Source organism: Actinacidiphila guanduensis (assembly GCF_900103985.1).
GTDB lineage: Bacteria > Actinomycetota > Actinomycetes > Streptomycetales > Streptomycetaceae > Actinacidiphila > Actinacidiphila guanduensis.
This window is the reverse complement of record NZ_FNIE01000004.1, coordinates 82,475-99,654: the sequence shown is the minus strand read 5'-3', so window position 1 is coordinate 99,654 and position 17,180 is coordinate 82,475. Positions and strand designations below refer to the sequence as shown.

Sequence of the window (17,180 nt, the reverse complement as noted above, 5' to 3'; positions counted from 1 at the left end):
GGGCCCTCCCACCCTGGGCCCCCGAAGCCCGCAGAATGGCTCGCGGTGCCCGCCGGCCGACGGTGCCGGGGGTCGGGAGGAGTACGGGATGCGGATCGGGATGCAGCTGGAGCACCGCCGGGGGTTCCTGGAGGCCGTCGCGGAGCTGCGGGACCTGGAGCGGGCCGGACTCGGCACCGTGTCCGTCGCCGAGCTGTACAGCTTCGACGCGGTCAGCCAGCTCGGCTACCTCGCCGCCGTCACCGACCACCTGGAGATCGCCTCCGGCATCCTGCCGATCTACTCGCGCACCCCCGCGCTGACCGCCATGACCGCGGCCGGTCTCGACTACGTCTCCGGCGGCCGGTTCACCCTCGGCCTCGGCGTGTCCGGGCCGCAGGTCATCGAGGGCTTCCACGGCGTGCCCTACGACGCCCCGCTGGCCCGCACCCGCGAGGTCGTGGAGATCTGCCGCGCGGTGTGGCGCCGCGAGACGCTGGCGTACGAGGGGCGGCACTACCGGCTGCCGCTCGGCCCCGGCGAAGGCACCGGCCTCGGCAAGCCGCTGAAGCTCCTCAACCGGCCGGTGCGCGAGCGCATCCCGGTGATGATCGCCGCGATCGGGCCCAGGAACACCGCGCTGGCCGCGGAGATCGCCGAGGTGTGGGAGCCGGCCTTCTTCCACCCCGAGCGGGCCGAGGAGGTCTTCGGCGCCGCCCTGGCGCAGGGCCTGGCCCGCCGCGCCCCCGAACTCGGCGCCCTGCGCGTGCACGTGGACGCCCCGGCCGCCATCGGCGAGGACGTCGCCGACGCCCTCGACCAGGCCCGGCTGCGCCTCGCCCACTACATCGGCGGCATGGGCGCGCGCGGCCGCAACTTCTACTTCGACCTCGCCTGCCGCTACGGCCACACCGAGCAGGCGGAGCGGATCCAGGACCTCTACCTCGACGGCCGCAGGCGCGAGGCCGCGGCCGCCGTCCCCGAAGCCCTCGTGCGGGGCGTGTCGTTGATCGGCACCTGCGCCGAAGTCGCCGACCGCGTGGCCGCGTTCGCGGCTGCGGGCGTCACCACCCTCTCGCTGAGCCCGATGGGCCGCGCCACGTCCACCCCCGAGGCCCGCGTCCGCCTGGTCGAGCAGATCGCCGCGATGGCCGGCTGACCCCGGCGGGGCCCACTCGCCGAGGGGACGAGCCCCCGTCCCAACGCCGGCTGGCCGGGCGCGGCTTCCCTATCCGCGTCCGCCTCGGCATGCTCACAGGTACGACCAGTGACGACACCACGTGCGACAGCCCGGACCCGGGCGAGGCCGCGGTGGGCCACGCAACCCGCAAGGACGCTCGTGAACGAACAGCCCCTCACCATCCCCTCGCCGGCCGACATCGAGGGCGCGGCCGGACGGATCCGCACGCTGGTGCGGCGCACGCCCGTCATCCACCTGGCGGCGGGGGAGTTGGACGTTCCCGTCCCCGTCACCTTGAAGCTGGAGTTCCTCCAGCACACCGGCTCTTTCAAGGTCCGCGGCGCGTCCAACGCCCTCGCCCTCGTGCGCGCCGGGGAGCACGGAGCTCCGACCGCCGGCGTGTGCTGCGCGTCGGGAGGGAACCACGGGGCCGCCGTCGCCTGGGCGGCGCGCGAGGCGAACGTGCCCGCCACCGCGTTCGTGCCCGATTTCTCGCCCAAGGCCAAGACCGACATCATCGAAGCCCTGGGCGCCCGCCTGCGCCTCGTCGAGGGCTTCTACGCCGACGCCCTGGCCGCCAGCCAGGACCACGCCCGGCGCGAGGGCGCCTCCCACATCGACGCCTACGACGACCCGCGGACGGTGGCGGGGCAGGGCACGCTCGGCCTGGAACTCGCCGAGCAGGTGCCGCAGGGCCAGCCCGTGCTCGTCGGATGCGGCGGGGGCGGCCTGTACGCCGGGGTCGCCCTGGCGCTGGCGGGACGCAACCGGGTGATCGCGGCGGAACCGTCCGCGGCATCCTCGCTCACCGCGGCCCTGGAAGCGGGGAGTCCGGTGGACGTGGAGGTCGGCGGGGTCGCCGTGGACAGCCTGGGCGCCCGACGGGCGGGCCGGATAGCCACCGCGGTCGGCCTCTCGCTCGGCATGAAGACCCTCACCGTCGCGGACGAGGAGATCACCGCCGCCCGCGCATTGCTGTGGCGGCGGCTGCGCATCGCGGCCGAACCCGGCGCGGTGACCGCGCTGGCTGCGCTCCTCGCACACGCCGAACAGTTCCCTGACGGGGCCACCGTCGTCGTCTCGGGAGCCAACGCGGCACCCCCGGCCGGCGGCTGAGCAGCGGCCGGAGAGGCTTCGAGCGGTGCGGGCCGCCGGCGGCCCGCACCGCCGGAAGCGCGGATACCCGCCGGCCCGCCCGGCGGACCACCGGACCGGGCGTACGCGGTGACGCGAAGGGCAGGCGACAGGAGGCCGGCCGGAGGCGCCGGGCTCCCGCGCCCCGGTCAACCAGGGGGCATCAGCAGCGACGTCACCAGCGGCGGTCCTGGGCCATCGGCGGGCGCGGGGCGGAGCCGGGGCGCCGGGCCAGCTCCACCAGATCCTGGATCGTGATCATTCCGAGCAGCCGCCGGTCGTCCTCCAGGACGAGGATCGGGCCGCCTCCCGCCGTTCCCGAGCGGTCCAGCAGGTCGGTGAGCAGGTCGTCGGGGGAGGCGAGGACGCAGCGGTCCAGGGAGGCGGCGACATCGCGGATGCGGACGCATCGCGTCGGAGGCGTGCAGGCCGCGCAGCGACTCCGTCAGGGTCGAGCGGCGCACCTCGGCCACGGCCGCCATCGACAGGAACCAGCCGAGCAGCACCAACCACAGCCCCGCCGTGGCGCCCGCGAAGAACTCCACCAGTCCGGCGCCGACCAGCAGCGCGCCGGCCACCTGGCCGCACCGCGCGGCGATCCGCGCGGCCCGCTCGCGGTCGCCGCGCGCCCGCCAGATCACCGCTTGCAGGACGCGGCCGCCGTCCAGTGGCGCGGCCGGCACCAGGTTGAAGGCCGCCAGCGCGATGTTCGCCCAGCCCGCCCACGCCAGGACGGCGCTGACCAGCGCCCAGTGGGCGACGTCATGGGTGAGCACCGCGGCGCCCAGGCCCACGCCCCCGCACACCAGGCTGGTGAGCGGACCAGCCGCCGCGATCACGCCCTCGTCCCGGGCGGTCGTGGCCTGCCCCATACGGGTGACCCCGCCGAGCGCGAAGACGGTCACGTCCTTGACCTTGATCCCGACCCGGCGCGCGACGAGCGCGTGCGCCCCCTCGTGCGCGATCAGACTGGCCCCGAGCAGCAGCGCGCCCGCGACCGCCCAGGCGCGGTAGGCGCCCTGCGAGTGGTTCGGCGCCCACTCCGGGAGTGTGCCGCCGCCCAGACCGACGGCCAGCACGATGATCAGCAGGGGCGCGCTCCAGTGGAACCGCAGGGGCACCCCTGCGATCCGTCCCATGGACAGCGATCCCTTCACCACACCTCCCCGCCACCGCGGGGGCATCGGTTGCTGCGCCCGGCCTTCTTCCAGTGTCCGCCCGCCGGGCGCGGAACGGGCGGCCCGACAGACCCGGAGACACCGGCCACCGGCCCCGGCCGGCGGGGGCCGAACGTCCCGGCGGGAGCGGGAGCGGGAGTGGGAGCGGGGGCGGCGGGGGGCGGAGCACGCCGATGGCCACTCGTGCCGCGACGGGGTGCGCCCGGTCGGACCGGAACCCTGGCGGAGCTCTGGGGGCGGCAGCCCTGCCCGCGGGACCCTCAGTCGTCGGTCCGGCGTGCCGGGCGGAGCCCTTCCAGTGAGTAGCGGGCCGTGGCGATGGCCTCCACGGTCTGCTCCTCGGTGAAGTCCTCAGAACCGGGGATGTGCGGGACGAAGCCGATGAGGACACCGTCGCGGAGCACCTCGGCGCCGAGCTCGACGGACTTCCGCACCGTCCAGAGCGCCTCGCTCCCGTCGGGGATCACCACGCGGATGCCGAACTCGTACACGCCCTCGTCGGCGCGGTGGGCCATGACGTCCCGCGCGCGCAGGGCGGAGACGATGCGGTCGATGCGGTCGCGTTCCATCGCCGGAAAACCTCCTGCGCGGCCTGGTCCGGAAAAGCCGGGCTTCCTGCCCCGGCTTTCCACCGTACCGCCGAGGCACGGTGCCCCTCGGGCGTACGACGGCGGGCCGGCGGGACCCCTTCCCGGAGTCCGGGCCCGGCCGCCCGGGAGCGGCCCGCTGCGAACAGAACCGCAATTCGCTCGCGGGTACGGGTGTTCATGGCCGCCGCGGGCCGTCCCACCGGCACCGCGGCGGAGTCAATTCTGTGAGCCGTTGAAAAAGCCCTGATCGGCCGGTACGCGGCTGTTTCGCGGCCAGGGCGCCGGGCAGCCGAAGGGCACGAGGACGCCGGCCTCACGGTCAACGCGCTGATCGACTCGGTCAGGTTCACCGGCGACATCGGCGTGGTCGGCGTGTTTCTGCCCGAGGATCCCGGCTGCGCGCCGACCTCCGGGGCGTTCAGCGGGGCCGGCCGAGTTCCGCCGCCGGACGCAGGTCGTCCTCCAGCCCCTCGCCCAAGGCCGCGCCGGCCAGCGCCCGCCCCAGCCGGGGCGCCTGCTTGAACAGGTTGTGCCCGGCGGCGAAGAAGATCCCGTCGGCTTCCCAGACCGCCATGCCGTCCTCGCTCCACGGCAGGCTCGTCACCCAGCAGTGCAGGTACTCCACCGGCTCGGGATCGAGGCCGGGCAGCGCGCGGGAGACGTATGCGCGGGCGCGCTCGTTGAGCGCCACCAGTTCGCCCGGGTCCGCGAAGCTGCCGTCCTCGCGCACTTCCACCGTTTGGCTCAGGCCCACGGCGTACCGGCCGTTGCCCGGGTAGGGGGCCGCGTAGACACCGGTCTCGCCGAAGTCGCCGCTGCTGTCCTGCAGGCACGCGACCCGTTCCGGCGGCGCTCCCCTGACCTGGAAGGTGAGGCGGACGTGGGCGGCCGGCCGCACGGGGAGCGAAAGCCCCACACCGCGCGCCATCCGCGCCGTGTGCAGGCCCGCGCACACCACGGCCGTCGCGTACTCCTCACGGCCGGCCGCACTGAGCACTTCCACCGTGCCGTGGTCCGTCGGATGCACGGAGATGACCTCCTCGGTGACCACCGCGTCCCCCAGCGCCCCGGCCAGAGTCTCGATCGCGGCACGCGTGCGGATGGCGCCGCCGCCCTCGTCCAGCATCGCGGGCCCCTCGTAGTCCGCCAGCATTGGCATACGGGCGCGCAGTTCCGCGCTGTCCACCGTCCTGACCGGTATGCCGCCGGCGTCCTGCAGGATGCGCAGTCGCCCGGGAACGGCGCTGCCCAGGGCGACCACCCCGTCCCGGGAGACCAGTTCCGTGCCCAGCCGGTCGGCCCACTCGTCCCAGACGGCGCGGCCCTGCCGTGTGAACTCGACCAGGCGGGGGTCGTCGTGCGCGTGGCGGAAGATGCGGGACTGGCCACTGGACTGCCCGTGGCCCGGAACACCGCTTTCGTAGACCCGCACCGACGCTCCGCGCTCGGCCAGCGCATAAGCCGTGCAGAGTCCGACGATGCCGGCCCCCACCACGGCCACTTCAGGAACCCGGTCCATCCGATCGCCTCACTTCGCGTCCCGGGGCGGTTCCCCTGCGGAGCAGGGAGGGAGTTCATCCGTCGCCGCCGCGAACCGGTGGGTGACCGGACCCGGCGGGCGGCACGGTCGGGCTCTACGTGACGCGACGGCGGAGCCGTGCCCCCCTCAGTCTCACATCGCCCCGAAATATGTCCAACCGGGCATCCGGGCGGCCGTCGTGCCCGGCCGGCGGGGAGCCGTCGGCTGACCGCGCGCGATGATCGGCCCGGCGGCACCCGGACGGGTCACGACGGCCGCCGCGGCTTGACTTCGAGCGCGCTCCAATCCATAGAGTTCCGAGCACGGATGTTCGCCCACTGCGTACGCCCTGCCGTCGAGGACCACGGTCGCGAACGGCGGCCGTGACCGCCGAGGTGAGCCCGACCGCCGACCCGGCCAGGCTGTTTCCCAGGGCATTCCCAGGACATTCCGAGGACAGAGGTGAACCGATGAAGGTGCTGGTGACCGGCGGGACGAGCGGGCTGGGACTCGCCATGGCCTCCGCCCTGGCCGCGACGGGGGCCTCCGTGGCGCTGACCGGGCGCTCCGGCGAGCGCGCGGAGTCCGTCGCCGCGGACCTGCCGGGGGCGATCGGCGTCGCGATGGACGTGCGCGACGAGTCGTCGGTGGCCAGGGCCGTCGACCTGGCGTGGTCGCGGCTCGGCGGCGTCGACATGCTGGTCAACAACGCAGGCATCGGCATGCGCACGGTCAACCCGCGCTTTATGACACAGCCGCAGGGCTTCTGGGAGGTGCCGTCCGACGCCTTCCGCGCGGTGATCGACACCAACTTGACCGGCTACTTCCTGGTCGCCCGCGAGATCACGACCCGGATGCTGGCATCCGGCGGTGGCCGCATCGTCAACATCTCGATGAATCACTCGACCATGCAGCGCGCCGGGTTCGTCCCCTACGGGCCGTCACGCGCGGGCAGCGAGGCGCTGTCCCGCATCATGGCGGCCGACCTGCGGGGCACGGGCGTCACCGTCAACCTGCTGCTGCCCGGAGGCGCGACGGTCACCGGGATGCTGCCCGAGGACGTCGCCGCCGAGGGCGACGGGTTCCTGAGCCCTACGGTGATGGGCCCGCCCATCGTCTGGCTCGCCTCCGACGCCGCGGCCGGCGTGCACGACGAGCGCATCGTCGCCGCCGAGTTCGGGCAGTGGCTGCGGGACCGGGAGAGCCACTAGCCGGCGGCCCGCCGCGCCCGCGGGGCCTCGCGCACCGGTGTCAGCTGTCCGGGGTAAGGTCCTGCGGCGCGCTGCCCAGCCAGGTGCTGATCGAGGACAGGGCGACCGGGCCGTAGTCCTCGTCCACGCTGCGGGCGAGATCGGCGATGGATATGCCGCGCAACGCGGCCCGCCAGGCGGCCTCGGCCGAGGCCATCGCCCGGGTGATCGCGCAGGGGCGGGTGCACTGGTCGGGGTGGGCGGCCAGCGGCCCGCGCTGCCGGATCTCGGTGCAGACGAATGCGGGCTGCGGGCCGTCCACCGCTTGGACGACGTCCAGCACGGTGATCAGTTCGGGGGCGCGGGTGAGCACGTAGCCGCCCGCCTTGCCCTGCACCGAGGTGACCAACTCCGCGCGGGAGAGCGCCTGGAGCTGCTTGGCCAGGTAGCTGGGGGAGACGTCGTGCAGCTCGGCCAGGCGCACCGCGGGCACCGGGTCGCTCGCCGTGGTGAGCACCACGCAGCAGTGCAGCGCCCACTCGACCCCGCCTGACAGCTTCATGCGTACGCCCCGGCCTCTCCCTGTTGACTCGGACACAGACTATCCGACTATGATTCCGGACAAGAATTATCCGGGTTAAGGCTCCGCTCGTCGCAGGGCGCGCGGCACACAGGGAGAAGGGGAGAGCGATGAAGCTCACCGTCGTCGGCGGCACCGGACTGATCGGCTCGCAGGTGGTGCGCATCCTGACCGGGGCCGGCCACGAGGCCGTCCCCGCGGCACCGTCCACCGGTGTCGACCTGCTCACCGGCGAGGGCCTGGACCAAGCGGTCAAGGGCGCCGACACCGTGGTCAACCTGGCCAACTCGCCCACCTTCGACGAGGCGTCGCTGGACTTCTTCCGCACCTCGATGACGAACCTGCTGGCCGCGGGCGAGCGGGCCGGCGTGCGCCACCAGGTGGTCCTGTCCATCGTCGGCGTGGACCAGGTGCCCCAGCTCGACTACTACCGGGCCAAGACGCTCCAGGAGGAGTTGCTGCGGCAGGGCCCTACCCCGTACTCGATCGTCCGGGCCACCCAGTTCTTCGAGTTCATGGACGCGACCATGTCCTGGACCTCCGACGAGAACACCGTCCGGCTGCCCGCCACCCGCATCCAGCCGATCGCCGCCGCCGACGTGGCCGCCGCGGTCGCGGAGGTCGCCACCGGCGCCCCGCTCGGCGGCATCCGCGAGATCGCCGGGCCCGAGGTCTTCCCGCTGGACGAACTCGGCCGGATCACCCTGGCCGCCGGGCACGACGAGCGCCCGGTCGTCACCGACCCCACCGCGGGCCTGTTCGCGGTCGTCGAGGGCGATGTCCTGATCGCGGGCCCGGACGCCCACCTCGCGCCCACCCGCTACCGCGACTGGCTGGCCGCCAAGTCCCGCTGACCGGGCCGCAGTTCACCCCCGTCACAGGCTGATCGCTGCGATGCCGGCGAGGACGATCACGGCACCGGCGAGCCGGCGGGGAAGGCCGCCCTCGTCGAAGAGCCGCCAGGCGAGCAGCGAGCCCAGGACGATGGACGACTCGCGCAGCGGCGCGACGAGGGCGACGGGGGCGCTGCGCATCGCGACGAGGACGAGGATGTAGGCGACCGGCGAGAGCACCGCGATCACGAGGATCGGCACCACGTCCGTGCGGACCTCGGCCGCGAGTTCCCTGCGCCGGGCGAGGCCCCGCGGCAGGAGTATCAGGGTCTGCAGCAGCATCGTGCCGACGTAGTACGCGACGGGGTCGAGGTGCAGGGCGGTGATGCTGTCGCTGTCCCAGAGGGTGTAGGCGACGATGGTCGCGCCGGTCGCGGCCCCCCAGGCGATGCCGGGCAGCGGGTTGCGGTGGCCGAAGGGGTTGCCGGTGACGACGAGGATGCCGCCGACGACGAGCCCGGCGCCGGCCGCCGCCGTGCCGGTGATGTGTTCGCCCAGCACGAGCAGCGCGCCGAGCATGGTGAGCACGGGGCCGGTGCCGCGCGCGACCGGGTAGACGACGCCGAGTTCGGCGCGGTCGTAGCCGGTCTGCAGCGTCAGCGAGTACGTCAGGTGCAAGGCGGCGGAGACCGCGCAGCCGGCCGCGAGTCGCCAGTCGAGGCGCTGCGCGCCGGTCGCGACGGACACGGCGCCCAGCGGGAGGAAGAGCGCGGCCGAGGCGATCGCGTAGGCCCAGACGAACAGGACCGTGTCGCCCCGCTTGTACTTGGAGGCGGTGTTCCACACCGCGTGGCACGCGGCGGCGACGAGGACGAGGGCTGCGGTGCCGGGCTGCATCGGCCCCGCTCAGCCGAGGTCGGGCAGGTCGATGCCCGCGTACTGCGCCCGGCGCCTGCGGTCCGGGTCCCGGATCGCGATCGCGGCCGCGAGGGCGTCGAGGACCGCGAGGTGGGCGATACGGCTGCCGGCGGCGGCCATCTGCTCCGTCAGCGGCGCGCCGCCGACGGCCAGGACGATGCCGGCGAGGTCGGTCAGCGGCGTGCCGTACTGGTTCGTGATGGCGACCAGCGTCGCCTCGGAGGAGGCCGCGGCGTCGGCGACGGCGAGCGTGGTCGCGGTGCGGCCGGTCGAACTGACGAGGAGGACGACATCGCCGGGACGCAGCAGCCGCATCGCGATCATCGCGGACTCGTGGTCGGTGATGCCGGCGGTTCGCGCGCCGAGCACGCGGAGCCGGAACACGGCGTCGGCGGCGACGGTCGCCGACGGCCCCGCCCCGAAGGCGACCACCTGCCCGGCCCGCAGCACCGCCTCCACGGCGGCGTCCAGCGCGTCCGCGTCGAGGGCCCCGCTGAGCGCGGTGAGGGCGTCGTGCCCCGCGCGGGCCGACGCCTCGATGATCGTACGGGTCGTCGCGTCCGGGCCCAGAGCGGGCGAGGGGTCGAAGAAGTCCGTGGTGCCCCGGGCGCGGGCGATCTCGAGCTTGAGGTCGGCGAACCCGCCGAGGCCCAGCGCGCGGGCCGCGCGGACCACGCTCGGCGCCGACACCCCCGCCCGGGCGGCGACCTGCGCCGTGGTCGCGCTGCCGACGAACAGCGGGTCCTCCAGCAGGAGGTGCACCACGCTCGCTTCGCTGGGAGCCAGCCCGCCGGCGCGCGCCTGGACGCTGCCGAGCCATTTCGCGAGGGAGTCGTCCATGTAAACGCAGTTACCTTCCTTGCCGGTTTCTCGTAACAGCGTAACCTCGTGGGATGGCAGAGAAGAAGACGGCAGAACAGAACACCTCGCCGGGCACGGGTGATCGGCGTCCGACCGTGGCGGTCGTCGGCCCTGGCGCCATCGGCACGACGATCGCCGCCGCGCTGCACGAGAGGGGAGCGCACCCGGTGCTGTGCGGCCGCACGGCCCGCGACCACGTCGAACTGCGCGACGGGGACGACGCCGTCGTCGTGCCGGGACCGGTGCGCGCGGACCCCGGCGGCGCACCCGGAACCGTCGACCTGGTCTTCCTCGCGGTGAAGACGACGCAGACGCAGGCCGCCGCCGGCTGGCTGGAGGCGCTGTGCGCACCCCGCACGGTGGTCTGCGTGCTCCAGAACGGCGTCGAGCAGGAGCAGGGCCTCGCCGGGCTCCTGCCCCACGGCCACGTCGTCCCGGCCGTCGTCTGGTTCCCCGCCCAGACACTGCCCGACGGCGCGGTGCGGCTGCGCGGCCGCGCGCGCCTCACCCTGCCCGAGGTGCCCGCCGCCGACGTCGTCCTGCGCGCCCTGGCCGGCAGCCGCTGCGCCGTGGACACCTCGGCGGACTTCGTCACGGAGGCGTGGCGCAAGCTGCTGCAGAACGCCGTGGCCGGGCTGATGGTCCTCGCGGGCCGCCGGGCGGGCATGTTCCAGCGGGCCGACATCGGCCGGCTGACGTCCGATTACCTCCGCGAATGCCTCGCCGTGGCGCGAGCGGAGGGCGCGGCCCTGGACGACACGGACGCGGCGGCGGTCCTGGAGACGTTCCGCGCCTTCCCCCGGGACCTGGGCACCTCGATCCTGGCCGACCGCGAGGCCGGGCGGCCGCTCGAATGGGACGTCCGCAACGGCGTCGTCCAGCGGCTCGGCAGGCGGCATGGGATCCCCACCCCCGTCAGCGACGTCCTCGTGCCGCTGCTCGCCGCCGCGAGCGAGGGCCCCGGGTGACCCTCCACTGCGGGTTCAGCCGCCGGGAAAGCGGTCGATGTTCTGCTCCACCCACGAGCGCAGGTGGGCAAGCGGCGCGCACGCGTCCGCGCCGAGCGGCGTGAGGCGGTACTCGACCCGCGCCGGCACCTCCGCGTACACCGTGCGGTCGACCAGGCCGTGCTCCTCCAAGCGGCGCAGCGTCTGGGTGAGCACCTTGGGGCTCACCCCCTGCAGCCGGGTGCGCAGGGCGCCGAAGCGCCGCGGGCCGTCCTCCAGGGCGCCGAGCGCCAGCGCGCTCCACTTGTTGGCCAGCAGGTCGAGCATGTCGCGGCACGGGCAGGCCGCGCGGTACACGCTCCTGGCGTCCCCGCAGCCCTCCTCGGACGTGTCGGCCGCTGTCGTCATGACTGCCATGGTACCCAATGGGTACCAGGAGATCTTGCGGGTAACCACCGTCCGTTGCGTACCGTCGCCTGCGAGCGGGCGCCGGCCGCCCGCCGCCCGTACCGCCCATTGACCAGGAAGCCGCACCCCATGAGCGAGATCCCGACCACGATGCCCGCGGTCGCCTACCGCCGCAGCCTGCCCGTCGACGACCCGGAGAGCCTGCTCGACATCGAGCTGCCCGTGCCGCAGCCCGGGCCGCGCGACCTGCTGGTCCGCATCGAGGCCGTCGCCGTCAACCCCGTCGACTACAAGGTCCGCCAGAGCGGCGACCCCGAGGGCGGGCAGCCCAAGGTGCTGGGCTGGGACGCGGCCGGCACGGTCGTCGCCGTCGGCGCCGAGGTCGAGCTGTTCGCGGTGGGCGACGAGGTCTACTACGCGGGCGCCCTGAACCGGCCCGGCACCAACGCCCGCTACCACGCCGTGGACGAGCGCGTGGTCGCCCGCAAGCCCGCGAAGCTCTCCTTCACCGAGGCCGCCGCGCTGCCGCTGACCGCGCTCACCGCGTGGGAGGGCCTCTTCGAACGCCTCGGCCTGCACACCGGCGCCCTGGACCAGGAGGGCGCCCTGCTGGTCACCGCTGCCGCCGGCGGCGTCGGCTCCTTCGTCGCCCAGCTCGCCCGCGCCCTGACCGGCCTGACCGTGATCGGCACCGCCTCGCGCCCGGAGACGGTCGAGTTCGCCCGCCGCATGGGCGCCGAGCACGTCGTGGACCACCACAAGCCGCTGGCCCCGCAGCTGGCCGAGGTGGCGCCGCGCGGCCTCGACCACGTCTTCAGCACCGCCGGCACCGACCGCAACCTGCCCGCCTACGCCGAAGCGCTCAACCCCTTCGGCAGCATCGTGGCCATCGACGACCACGACTCCCTGCCGGTCGGCGTCCTGAAGCCCAAGGGCATCTCCTTCCACTGGGAGTTCATGTTCACCCGCTCCCTGTTCCGGACCCCTGACCTGGACCGCCAGCACCGCATCCTCACCCGGGTCGCCCGCCTCGCCGACGCCGGCGTCCTCACCACCACGGCCACCCGCGACCTCGGCCCCATCACGGCCGCCAACCTCCGCGAGGCCCACCGCCTCCAGGAGTCGGGCTCCACCATCGGCAAGACCACGCTGACGGGCTTCTGACCCGGCCGTTCCGTGCGGCAGGCCCCGCGCCCGCGCGTGGTGTGGCTCACGAAACGGCCGGAAACGGAACTTCCTGCTCCGCATCGGCGTCATTCGGACGTCGGACATTCGAGGAGAAGGCAGGCGGGACAGGTCGGGCATGGGTGAGGGGCACGTCGGCGCGCAGACGGGGAAGGGGCGCCGGAAGCGGGAGAAGGACGGCGGGCTCGACCTGAACGTGCCGCAGGTCGCGGGCAGTGCCGTCGCCGCGGTCGTGGCCGCCAAGCTCGCGTCGAACCTCGGCGTGTACGGGACGATCACGGGCGCGGGCGTCGTCAGTGCGCTGGGCACCTGCGGCGGGACGATCCTGCAGCACGTCTTCCGCCGCACCGGCCGGCAGGTCCACGAGGCCGCCCTCCAGGCACTGCCCCGCACCCGCCAGATGCCGGTCCAGGCGGCGGGCACCAGCCCCGAGCGCTGGGCGGACGGCGAACGCGCCTACCTCCTGGAGGGCCCGCACCTCCCGACCCCCGAGCCCTCGGCGGCCGACCGGCCCGTCGCCTCCGCGCTGGACGGCGCGGCCCTCGACGCGGCCCTCGACCCGACGCAGTTGCTGCCACGGGACGCGTCGCAGAACGAGACGCTTTCCGCGGCCTTCGACTCGACGCGGCTCCTGCCGCAGGACGCCTCGGAGGAGCAGACGCGCCTGCTCGCGAGCGCGGCCGCGGACGCGAACGCGGATCCGGGCGAAGACGTGACTCCGGTCGCCAGCCCCGCCGCGACCTCGGCTGCGACCGGCAGCGACGGGACCCGCCTGCTGCCCCACCCCGGCGCCGCCGGCGTCCCCGCCGGCGCTTACAGCTCCACCACCCTCCACCGCGTCCGCCGCCCCGGCTGGAAGCGCCCCGCCGTGGCCGTCGCCCTCGCCTTCGGGCTGACCATGGGCGGCATCACCCTCTACGAGGCGGCCTCCGGCCACACCCTGAGCGGCCACGGCCGCGGCACCACGATCGGCAACGCCTTCACCGGCCACACCTCCTCCGGCTCCGGCCACCGCACCACCCCGGCGCCCTCCGAAACGGACACCCCCTCCACCGCGCCCACGTCGGGCACCGGCGCCCCCTCCACCCCGCCCACCGCCCCGCCGACCACCCCCGACCACCGGACCACCCCGCCCCCCTCGTCCCCGACGAACCCCGTCACCCGCACCCCGGGCACGGGCGGCGGCTCGTCCGGCGGTTCGACCGGCGGCACCGGTTCGGGCTCCGGCGGCGACCACACCGCCGGGCCCACCCCGTCGGTCACCCCCTCCACCTCGCCCTCCGCGGGCCCGGGCAGCGACTTCGACGGCACCGGCACCCTCCCGTAGCGCCCACCGCACAGCCCGTGCAGCACGTCCCCACAAGTCCCCGCACGAACCGGACTGTTCTCCCGGAATCATCGCCGATCTCGATCTCCTGACCGAGCCCGCACGCCACCGCTGATCCCGAACTCGCCCCGCAGGAAGCCCGGCGGCGGTCCGGGATGGCACCGTGCGGGTATGCACACGGCACTTCATCGCAATCCGACACGCCCCAGGGGCCATCGCAATCCCATATGCCCCACCGGCGCGCGGCGGACGCAGGCCCCCTCATGAGCACCACTCAGGAGGAGCCCACCCCCCTCGACGAGCAGGACCGGACCGGGAAGGGCCGCCTGCGCCGGATGGCCCCCGACACCCGCCCGCTCGCCCTCCCCACCTTCCGGCGGGTGTTCCTCGGCCAAGGCGCGTCCTCGATCGGCACGATGCTCACCCGCGTCGCGGTGAGCGTCCAGATCTACTCCCTGTCGCACTCCTCCCTCTACGTCGGCCTCGCCGGCATCTGCGGCTTCGCCCCGCTGGTCGTCTTCGGCCTCTACGGCGGCGCCGTCGCCGACCGCGTGGACCGCCGCGTCCTCTACCTGTGGTCCTCGCTGGCGACGTGGGCCGTCACGCTCCTGCTGCTCGTGCAGACCATGCTCGGCGTCGGCTCCGCGGCCCTCATCCTCGTCCTCGTCGCGATCCAGGGCGGCGGCTTCGCCGTCTCGTCCTCCACCCGCGGCGCCATCATCCCCGGCATCGTCCCCGCCCCCCTGATCCCCGCGGCCAACACCCTCAACTACGCGGCCGGCACCCTCGGCGACGTCCTCGGCCCCCTCCTCGCCGGCATCCTGGTCGCGCTGCCCCACGGCTTCGGCCTCGCCTACGGCGCCGACGCCCTGCTCTTCCTCGCCTCCCTCCACTCCACCTTCCGCCTCCCGGCCCTCAAACCCGCGGCGCCCGCCGCCACTTCGGCCGTGCGCTCCATCGCCCAGGGGCTCCGGTTCATCGGCGGCAATCCCGTCCTGCTGATGTCCTTCGGCGTGGACATCGCCGCCATGGTGCTGGCCATGCCCGAAGCGCTCTTCCCCCAGGTCGCCGACACCCGCTTCCACGGCGGCGTCGGCCCGCTGTACTCCGCCGTCGCCATCGGCTCCGTGCTGGCCGCCCTGCTCGGCGGCTGGATCGGCCGCGTCCGCCGGCAGGGCGTCGTGCTCACCTGCGCCGTACTCGGCTGGGCGCTGGCGATCGCCTTCGCCGGCTGGTCGCCCACCCTGTGGGGCGCCGTCGTCCTGCTCGCCGTGGCGGGCGCCGCCGACCTGGTGAGCGCGGTCATCCGGCAGACCCTCCTGCAGACCTACGCCGCCGACGGGATGCGCGGCCGCCTCCAGGGCGTCCACACCGTCGTCGTGAGCGGCGGCCCCCGCCTCGGCGACCTGCGCGCGGGCGCGATGGCGGCGGCGACGACGATGTCGCTGGCGTGGTCGGGCAGCGCGCTGCTGTGCGCGGTCCTGGTCGCGGTGGCCGCGAGCTGCGTACGGCCGTTCTGGCAGTACGACGCCGCGGCGGCGGAGGGCCCGCCCGCGCCGTGACCTGCTCGACGTTTCCCTGGGCGTTCGCCGTCCCTACGTGCGGGCTCCTCCGGCGAGCGCCAGCCGGGAGATCTCGGCCATGGGGGCGGCGGGGCCCAGCGAGCACAGCGCCTCTCCGTCGATGTGCTCCAGGCGCAGCCGGTTCACCGTGATGACATTGCCGCCCTGCCCGACGGCCGTGGACTTGGTGTACTCCACCACGCGCACCTCGCTCCACGGGCAGGCGGCGATGCCCTCCGGGCGGCTGAGCACGAGGCCGCCGTCGTAGAGGTGCAGCCGCGGGATGCGGCCGTCGCGGGACTTCAGCACGATCGGCGTCAGCACCACCAGCGCGACCGCCATGGCCAGGAAGACCGCGCCGAGCGCCGTCACCCCCGCCTGGTAGGACCCGGCGGTCAGGCCGATGCCCGGCGGCAGCAGCACCACCGCCAGGCCGACCATGAGGCAGCCCGGGTCGCCACCGCCGAGGGCGTGCGTGCCGCGCGGGGCGCCGAAGCCGATGCGCTCGGCGAGTTCGGCCGCCGAACGGGCGGTCGCCGGTCCGTCACCGCCGCCGGGTATGCCGCCGCCCGCCGCCGACCCGACGGTACCCGGTACCGTCACTTTCCTCGCGTCCCCCACCACCGCACCGTCCTCTCCCGTTGCGCGTTCCATACCCGCGGGGAGGGCGCCGCTCACCTGCGGGCCGCGTCGTGGCCGGCGCTGCCCGCGCCCAGGTGCTGCCGGGGCGTCCACTCCTGCGCCAGCAGGCCGAGGACAACCTCGTCCACGCGGCCGCCGTACACCCAGGCGGCGCTGCGCAGCGTGCCCTCCCGGACGAAACCGACCCTTTCCGCGGCGGCGAGCATGGACGCGTTGTCCGCGAGGGTGTCGACCTGCAGCCGGTGCAGCCCGCGGACGGTGAAGGCGTAGGCGCACAGCGTGTCCAGCACGTCGGCGCCGAGCCCGCGACCGCGGAACGACGGGCGCAGCGAAATGCCGATGTGGGCGGTGCGGTTGTGCGTGTCGATGGCCCACAGCAGGGCCTCGCCCGCCAGCTCCTGCGACGCCAGCTCCACCACGGAGAAGGACGCCAGCTCGTCCGAGGGCTCGACCATGGCGTGCGGGGCGTGGGCCGAGCCCGGCGAGATGGGCCGCCACGGACGGGAGTCCGTGCGCCACGTCGTCGTACAACTCGGCGTGCAGCACCGGAACGTCGCTCTCGTGCCGGGCCCGCAGCCCGATCCTCTCACCGCGTATCACGGGTGCATTGGTATCGGACCCGCACGACCTGATCAACCTGCTTTCGCCCCGCCCCCGTCCGCGGCGGCGCACTACCCTCGGACGTAGAGGCCGGCCGCCGAGGACGAAGGCGGCGCCGGCGCGCACCTCACGGAGGGAGCACCGCGATGCGCGCACACGTCGGAGACTGGCTCGTGGTGGAGTCCCGGCATCTGGACGAGCACGTGCGCCGGGGGCGCATCGTCCGCATGGACCACCCGGACGGCACCCCGCCGTACGTCGTCCACTGGACCGAGGACGACCGGGAGACGCTCTTCTTCCCGGGCCCGGAAACGCATGTGCAGCCCGAGGAGCGGGTGCGCCACACCGCCTGAGCCATCGAGCCCGCTCGGGTCCGCCGGAAGGCGCCCGCCGCGCCGCGCCGTGGGGACGCCGAGCGGGCCGATCGCGCCGGTGCGCCGCTGACCGACCGGCTCGCCGCGCTCCCGAAGCGACCCGTGCGTCCGCGCTCCCCGCGGGTATACAGGATGTGGGCCCGATTGCCGGCCCGGCGGCCTGTCCGGCGATG

The 17,180-nt window shown here is 74.5% G+C and carries 18 protein-coding genes and 1 pseudogene; 10 read left to right on the top strand and 9 right to left on the bottom strand.

Annotated elements, in window-relative coordinates:
• Positions 1-88: 88 nt before the first annotated feature.
• Positions 89-1,138, top strand: coding sequence for an LLM class F420-dependent oxidoreductase (locus tag BLR33_RS09510; RefSeq protein WP_093783891.1), 1,050 nt, complete (start codon positions 89-91; stop codon positions 1,136-1,138).
• Positions 1,139-1,318: 180 nt separating this feature from the next.
• Positions 1,319-2,275 (top strand): pyridoxal-phosphate dependent enzyme, encoded by a 957-nt coding sequence (locus BLR33_RS09505; RefSeq protein ID WP_093783890.1) that lies wholly within the window; start codon positions 1,319-1,321, stop codon positions 2,273-2,275.
• A 167-nt stretch (positions 2,276-2,442) separates the two neighbouring features.
• On the opposite strand, the gene BLR33_RS09500 is transcribed toward BLR33_RS09505, so the two are convergent.
• Positions 2,443-3,432: a M50 family metallopeptidase gene (locus BLR33_RS09500; RefSeq protein WP_245771311.1), complete on the bottom strand. Its 990-nt coding sequence runs from the start codon at positions 3,430-3,432 to the stop codon at positions 2,443-2,445.
• 299 nt (positions 3,433-3,731) lie between these two features.
• Positions 3,732-4,040: a hypothetical protein gene (locus BLR33_RS09495; protein ID WP_093783889.1), complete on the bottom strand. Its 309-nt coding sequence runs from the start codon at positions 4,038-4,040 to the stop codon at positions 3,732-3,734.
• A gap of 312 nt (positions 4,041-4,352) precedes the next feature.
• Between BLR33_RS09495 and BLR33_RS37115 the strand changes: the two are divergent.
• Positions 4,353-4,502 (top strand): annotated as a pseudogene (locus tag BLR33_RS37115) (aldehyde dehydrogenase); the annotation flags it as partial.
• On the opposite strand, the gene BLR33_RS09490 reads toward BLR33_RS37115, so the two are convergent.
• Positions 4,480-5,580, bottom strand: coding sequence for an NAD(P)/FAD-dependent oxidoreductase (locus BLR33_RS09490; protein WP_093783888.1), 1,101 nt, complete (start codon positions 5,578-5,580; stop codon positions 4,480-4,482). The pseudogene BLR33_RS37115 and the gene BLR33_RS09490 overlap by 23 nt on opposite strands.
• A gap of 470 nt (positions 5,581-6,050) precedes the next feature.
• On the opposite strand from BLR33_RS09490, the gene BLR33_RS09485 reads away from it, so the two are divergent.
• The gene (locus BLR33_RS09485; RefSeq protein ID WP_093783887.1) at positions 6,051-6,791 is read left to right on the top strand and encodes an SDR family NAD(P)-dependent oxidoreductase; all 741 of its coding nucleotides are present in this window, start codon (positions 6,051-6,053) and stop codon (positions 6,789-6,791) included.
• A gap of 40 nt (positions 6,792-6,831) precedes the next feature.
• On the opposite strand, the gene BLR33_RS09480 is transcribed toward BLR33_RS09485, so the two are convergent.
• Positions 6,832-7,332: an RrF2 family transcriptional regulator gene (locus BLR33_RS09480; protein WP_093783886.1), complete on the bottom strand. Its 501-nt coding sequence runs from the start codon at positions 7,330-7,332 to the stop codon at positions 6,832-6,834.
• Positions 7,333-7,460: 128 nt separating this feature from the next.
• Here BLR33_RS09480 and BLR33_RS09475 point away from each other — a divergent pair, with 128 nt between their 5' ends.
• Positions 7,461-8,204, top strand: a complete 744-nt coding sequence (locus tag BLR33_RS09475; RefSeq protein WP_093783885.1) for an SDR family oxidoreductase — start codon at positions 7,461-7,463, stop codon at positions 8,202-8,204.
• 21 nt (positions 8,205-8,225) lie between these two features.
• Here BLR33_RS09475 and BLR33_RS09470 read toward each other — a convergent pair whose 3' ends face one another.
• The gene (locus tag BLR33_RS09470) at positions 8,226-9,080 is read right to left on the bottom strand and encodes a DMT family transporter (RefSeq protein ID WP_093783884.1); all 855 of its coding nucleotides are present in this window, start codon (positions 9,078-9,080) and stop codon (positions 8,226-8,228) included.
• A gap of 9 nt (positions 9,081-9,089) precedes the next feature.
• Positions 9,090-9,941 carry a MurR/RpiR family transcriptional regulator gene (locus tag BLR33_RS09465; protein WP_093783883.1) on the bottom strand — a complete coding sequence of 284 codons (852 nt, stop codon included), beginning with the start codon at positions 9,939-9,941 and terminating at the stop codon, positions 9,090-9,092.
• Positions 9,942-9,994: 53 nt separating this feature from the next.
• On the opposite strand from BLR33_RS09465, the gene BLR33_RS09460 reads away from it, so the two are divergent.
• Positions 9,995-10,930: an oxidoreductase gene (locus BLR33_RS09460; protein ID WP_093783882.1), complete on the top strand. Its 936-nt coding sequence runs from the start codon at positions 9,995-9,997 to the stop codon at positions 10,928-10,930.
• Positions 10,931-10,945: 15 nt separating this feature from the next.
• Here BLR33_RS09460 and BLR33_RS09455 read toward each other — a convergent pair whose 3' ends face one another.
• Entirely contained in the window at positions 10,946-11,317 is a 372-nt protein-coding gene (locus BLR33_RS09455; RefSeq protein WP_245771310.1) for a winged helix-turn-helix transcriptional regulator, read from the bottom strand.
• A 129-nt stretch (positions 11,318-11,446) separates the two neighbouring features.
• Here BLR33_RS09455 and BLR33_RS09450 point away from each other — a divergent pair, with 129 nt between their 5' ends.
• The 3 genes from BLR33_RS09450 to BLR33_RS09440 all read left to right on the top strand — a co-directional run bounded on the left by BLR33_RS09450 (position 11,447) and on the right by BLR33_RS09440 (position 15,391).
• On the top strand, positions 11,447-12,481 hold the full coding sequence (locus tag BLR33_RS09450) for a zinc-binding alcohol dehydrogenase family protein (protein WP_093783880.1): 1,035 nt from the start codon (positions 11,447-11,449) through the stop codon (positions 12,479-12,481).
• A gap of 139 nt (positions 12,482-12,620) precedes the next feature.
• On the top strand, positions 12,621-13,829 hold the full coding sequence (locus tag BLR33_RS34275) for a hypothetical protein (RefSeq protein ID WP_107408864.1): 1,209 nt from the start codon (positions 12,621-12,623) through the stop codon (positions 13,827-13,829).
• A gap of 263 nt (positions 13,830-14,092) precedes the next feature.
• Positions 14,093-15,391 carry an MFS transporter gene (locus BLR33_RS09440; RefSeq protein WP_218136633.1) on the top strand — a complete coding sequence of 433 codons (1,299 nt, stop codon included), beginning with the start codon at positions 14,093-14,095 and terminating at the stop codon, positions 15,389-15,391.
• 33 nt (positions 15,392-15,424) lie between these two features.
• On the opposite strand, the gene BLR33_RS09435 is transcribed toward BLR33_RS09440, so the two are convergent.
• Together BLR33_RS09435 and BLR33_RS09430 are read right to left on the bottom strand one after the other, a co-directional pair.
• Entirely contained in the window at positions 15,425-15,994 is a 570-nt protein-coding gene (locus tag BLR33_RS09435; RefSeq protein ID WP_093783879.1) for a hypothetical protein, read from the bottom strand.
• 71 nt (positions 15,995-16,065) lie between these two features.
• Positions 16,066-16,623, bottom strand: a complete 558-nt coding sequence (locus BLR33_RS09430) for a GNAT family N-acetyltransferase (RefSeq protein ID WP_322987152.1) — start codon at positions 16,621-16,623, stop codon at positions 16,066-16,068.
• A gap of 156 nt (positions 16,624-16,779) precedes the next feature.
• On the opposite strand from BLR33_RS09430, the gene BLR33_RS09425 reads away from it, so the two are divergent.
• On the top strand, positions 16,780-16,986 hold the full coding sequence (locus tag BLR33_RS09425; RefSeq protein WP_093783878.1) for a DUF1918 domain-containing protein: 207 nt from the start codon (positions 16,780-16,782) through the stop codon (positions 16,984-16,986).
• Positions 16,987-17,180 lie beyond the last annotated feature (194 nt).

Bases quoted from the DNA above. Each gene is read 5' to 3' on its own strand.
- BLR33_RS09510 (WP_093783891.1), top strand. From the start codon at position 89: ATGCGGATCGGGATGCAGCTGGAGCACCGCCGGGGGTTCCTGGAGGCC.
- BLR33_RS09500 (WP_245771311.1), bottom strand. From the start codon at position 3,432: ATGGGACGGATCGCAGGGGTGCCCCTGCGGTTCCACTGGAGCGCGCCC.
- BLR33_RS09495 (WP_093783889.1), bottom strand. From the start codon at position 4,040: ATGGAACGCGACCGCATCGACCGCATCGTCTCCGCCCTGCGCGCGCGG.
- BLR33_RS09490 (WP_093783888.1), bottom strand. From the start codon at position 5,580: ATGGACCGGGTTCCTGAAGTGGCCGTGGTGGGGGCCGGCATCGTCGGA.
- BLR33_RS09485 (WP_093783887.1), top strand. From the start codon at position 6,051: ATGAAGGTGCTGGTGACCGGCGGGACGAGCGGGCTGGGACTCGCCATG.
- BLR33_RS09480 (WP_093783886.1), bottom strand. From the start codon at position 7,332: ATGAAGCTGTCAGGCGGGGTCGAGTGGGCGCTGCACTGCTGCGTGGTG.
- BLR33_RS09475 (WP_093783885.1), top strand. From the start codon at position 7,461: ATGAAGCTCACCGTCGTCGGCGGCACCGGACTGATCGGCTCGCAGGTG.
- BLR33_RS09470 (WP_093783884.1), bottom strand. From the start codon at position 9,080: ATGCAGCCCGGCACCGCAGCCCTCGTCCTCGTCGCCGCCGCGTGCCAC.
- BLR33_RS09465 (WP_093783883.1), bottom strand. From the start codon at position 9,941: ATGGACGACTCCCTCGCGAAATGGCTCGGCAGCGTCCAGGCGCGCGCC.
- BLR33_RS09460 (WP_093783882.1), top strand. From the start codon at position 9,995: ATGGCAGAGAAGAAGACGGCAGAACAGAACACCTCGCCGGGCACGGGT.
- BLR33_RS09455 (WP_245771310.1), bottom strand. From the start codon at position 11,317: ATGACGACAGCGGCCGACACGTCCGAGGAGGGCTGCGGGGACGCCAGG.
- BLR33_RS09450 (WP_093783880.1), top strand. From the start codon at position 11,447: ATGAGCGAGATCCCGACCACGATGCCCGCGGTCGCCTACCGCCGCAGC.
- BLR33_RS34275 (WP_107408864.1), top strand. From the start codon at position 12,621: ATGGGTGAGGGGCACGTCGGCGCGCAGACGGGGAAGGGGCGCCGGAAG.
- BLR33_RS09440 (WP_218136633.1), top strand. From the start codon at position 14,093: ATGAGCACCACTCAGGAGGAGCCCACCCCCCTCGACGAGCAGGACCGG.
- BLR33_RS09425 (WP_093783878.1), top strand. From the start codon at position 16,780: ATGCGCGCACACGTCGGAGACTGGCTCGTGGTGGAGTCCCGGCATCTG.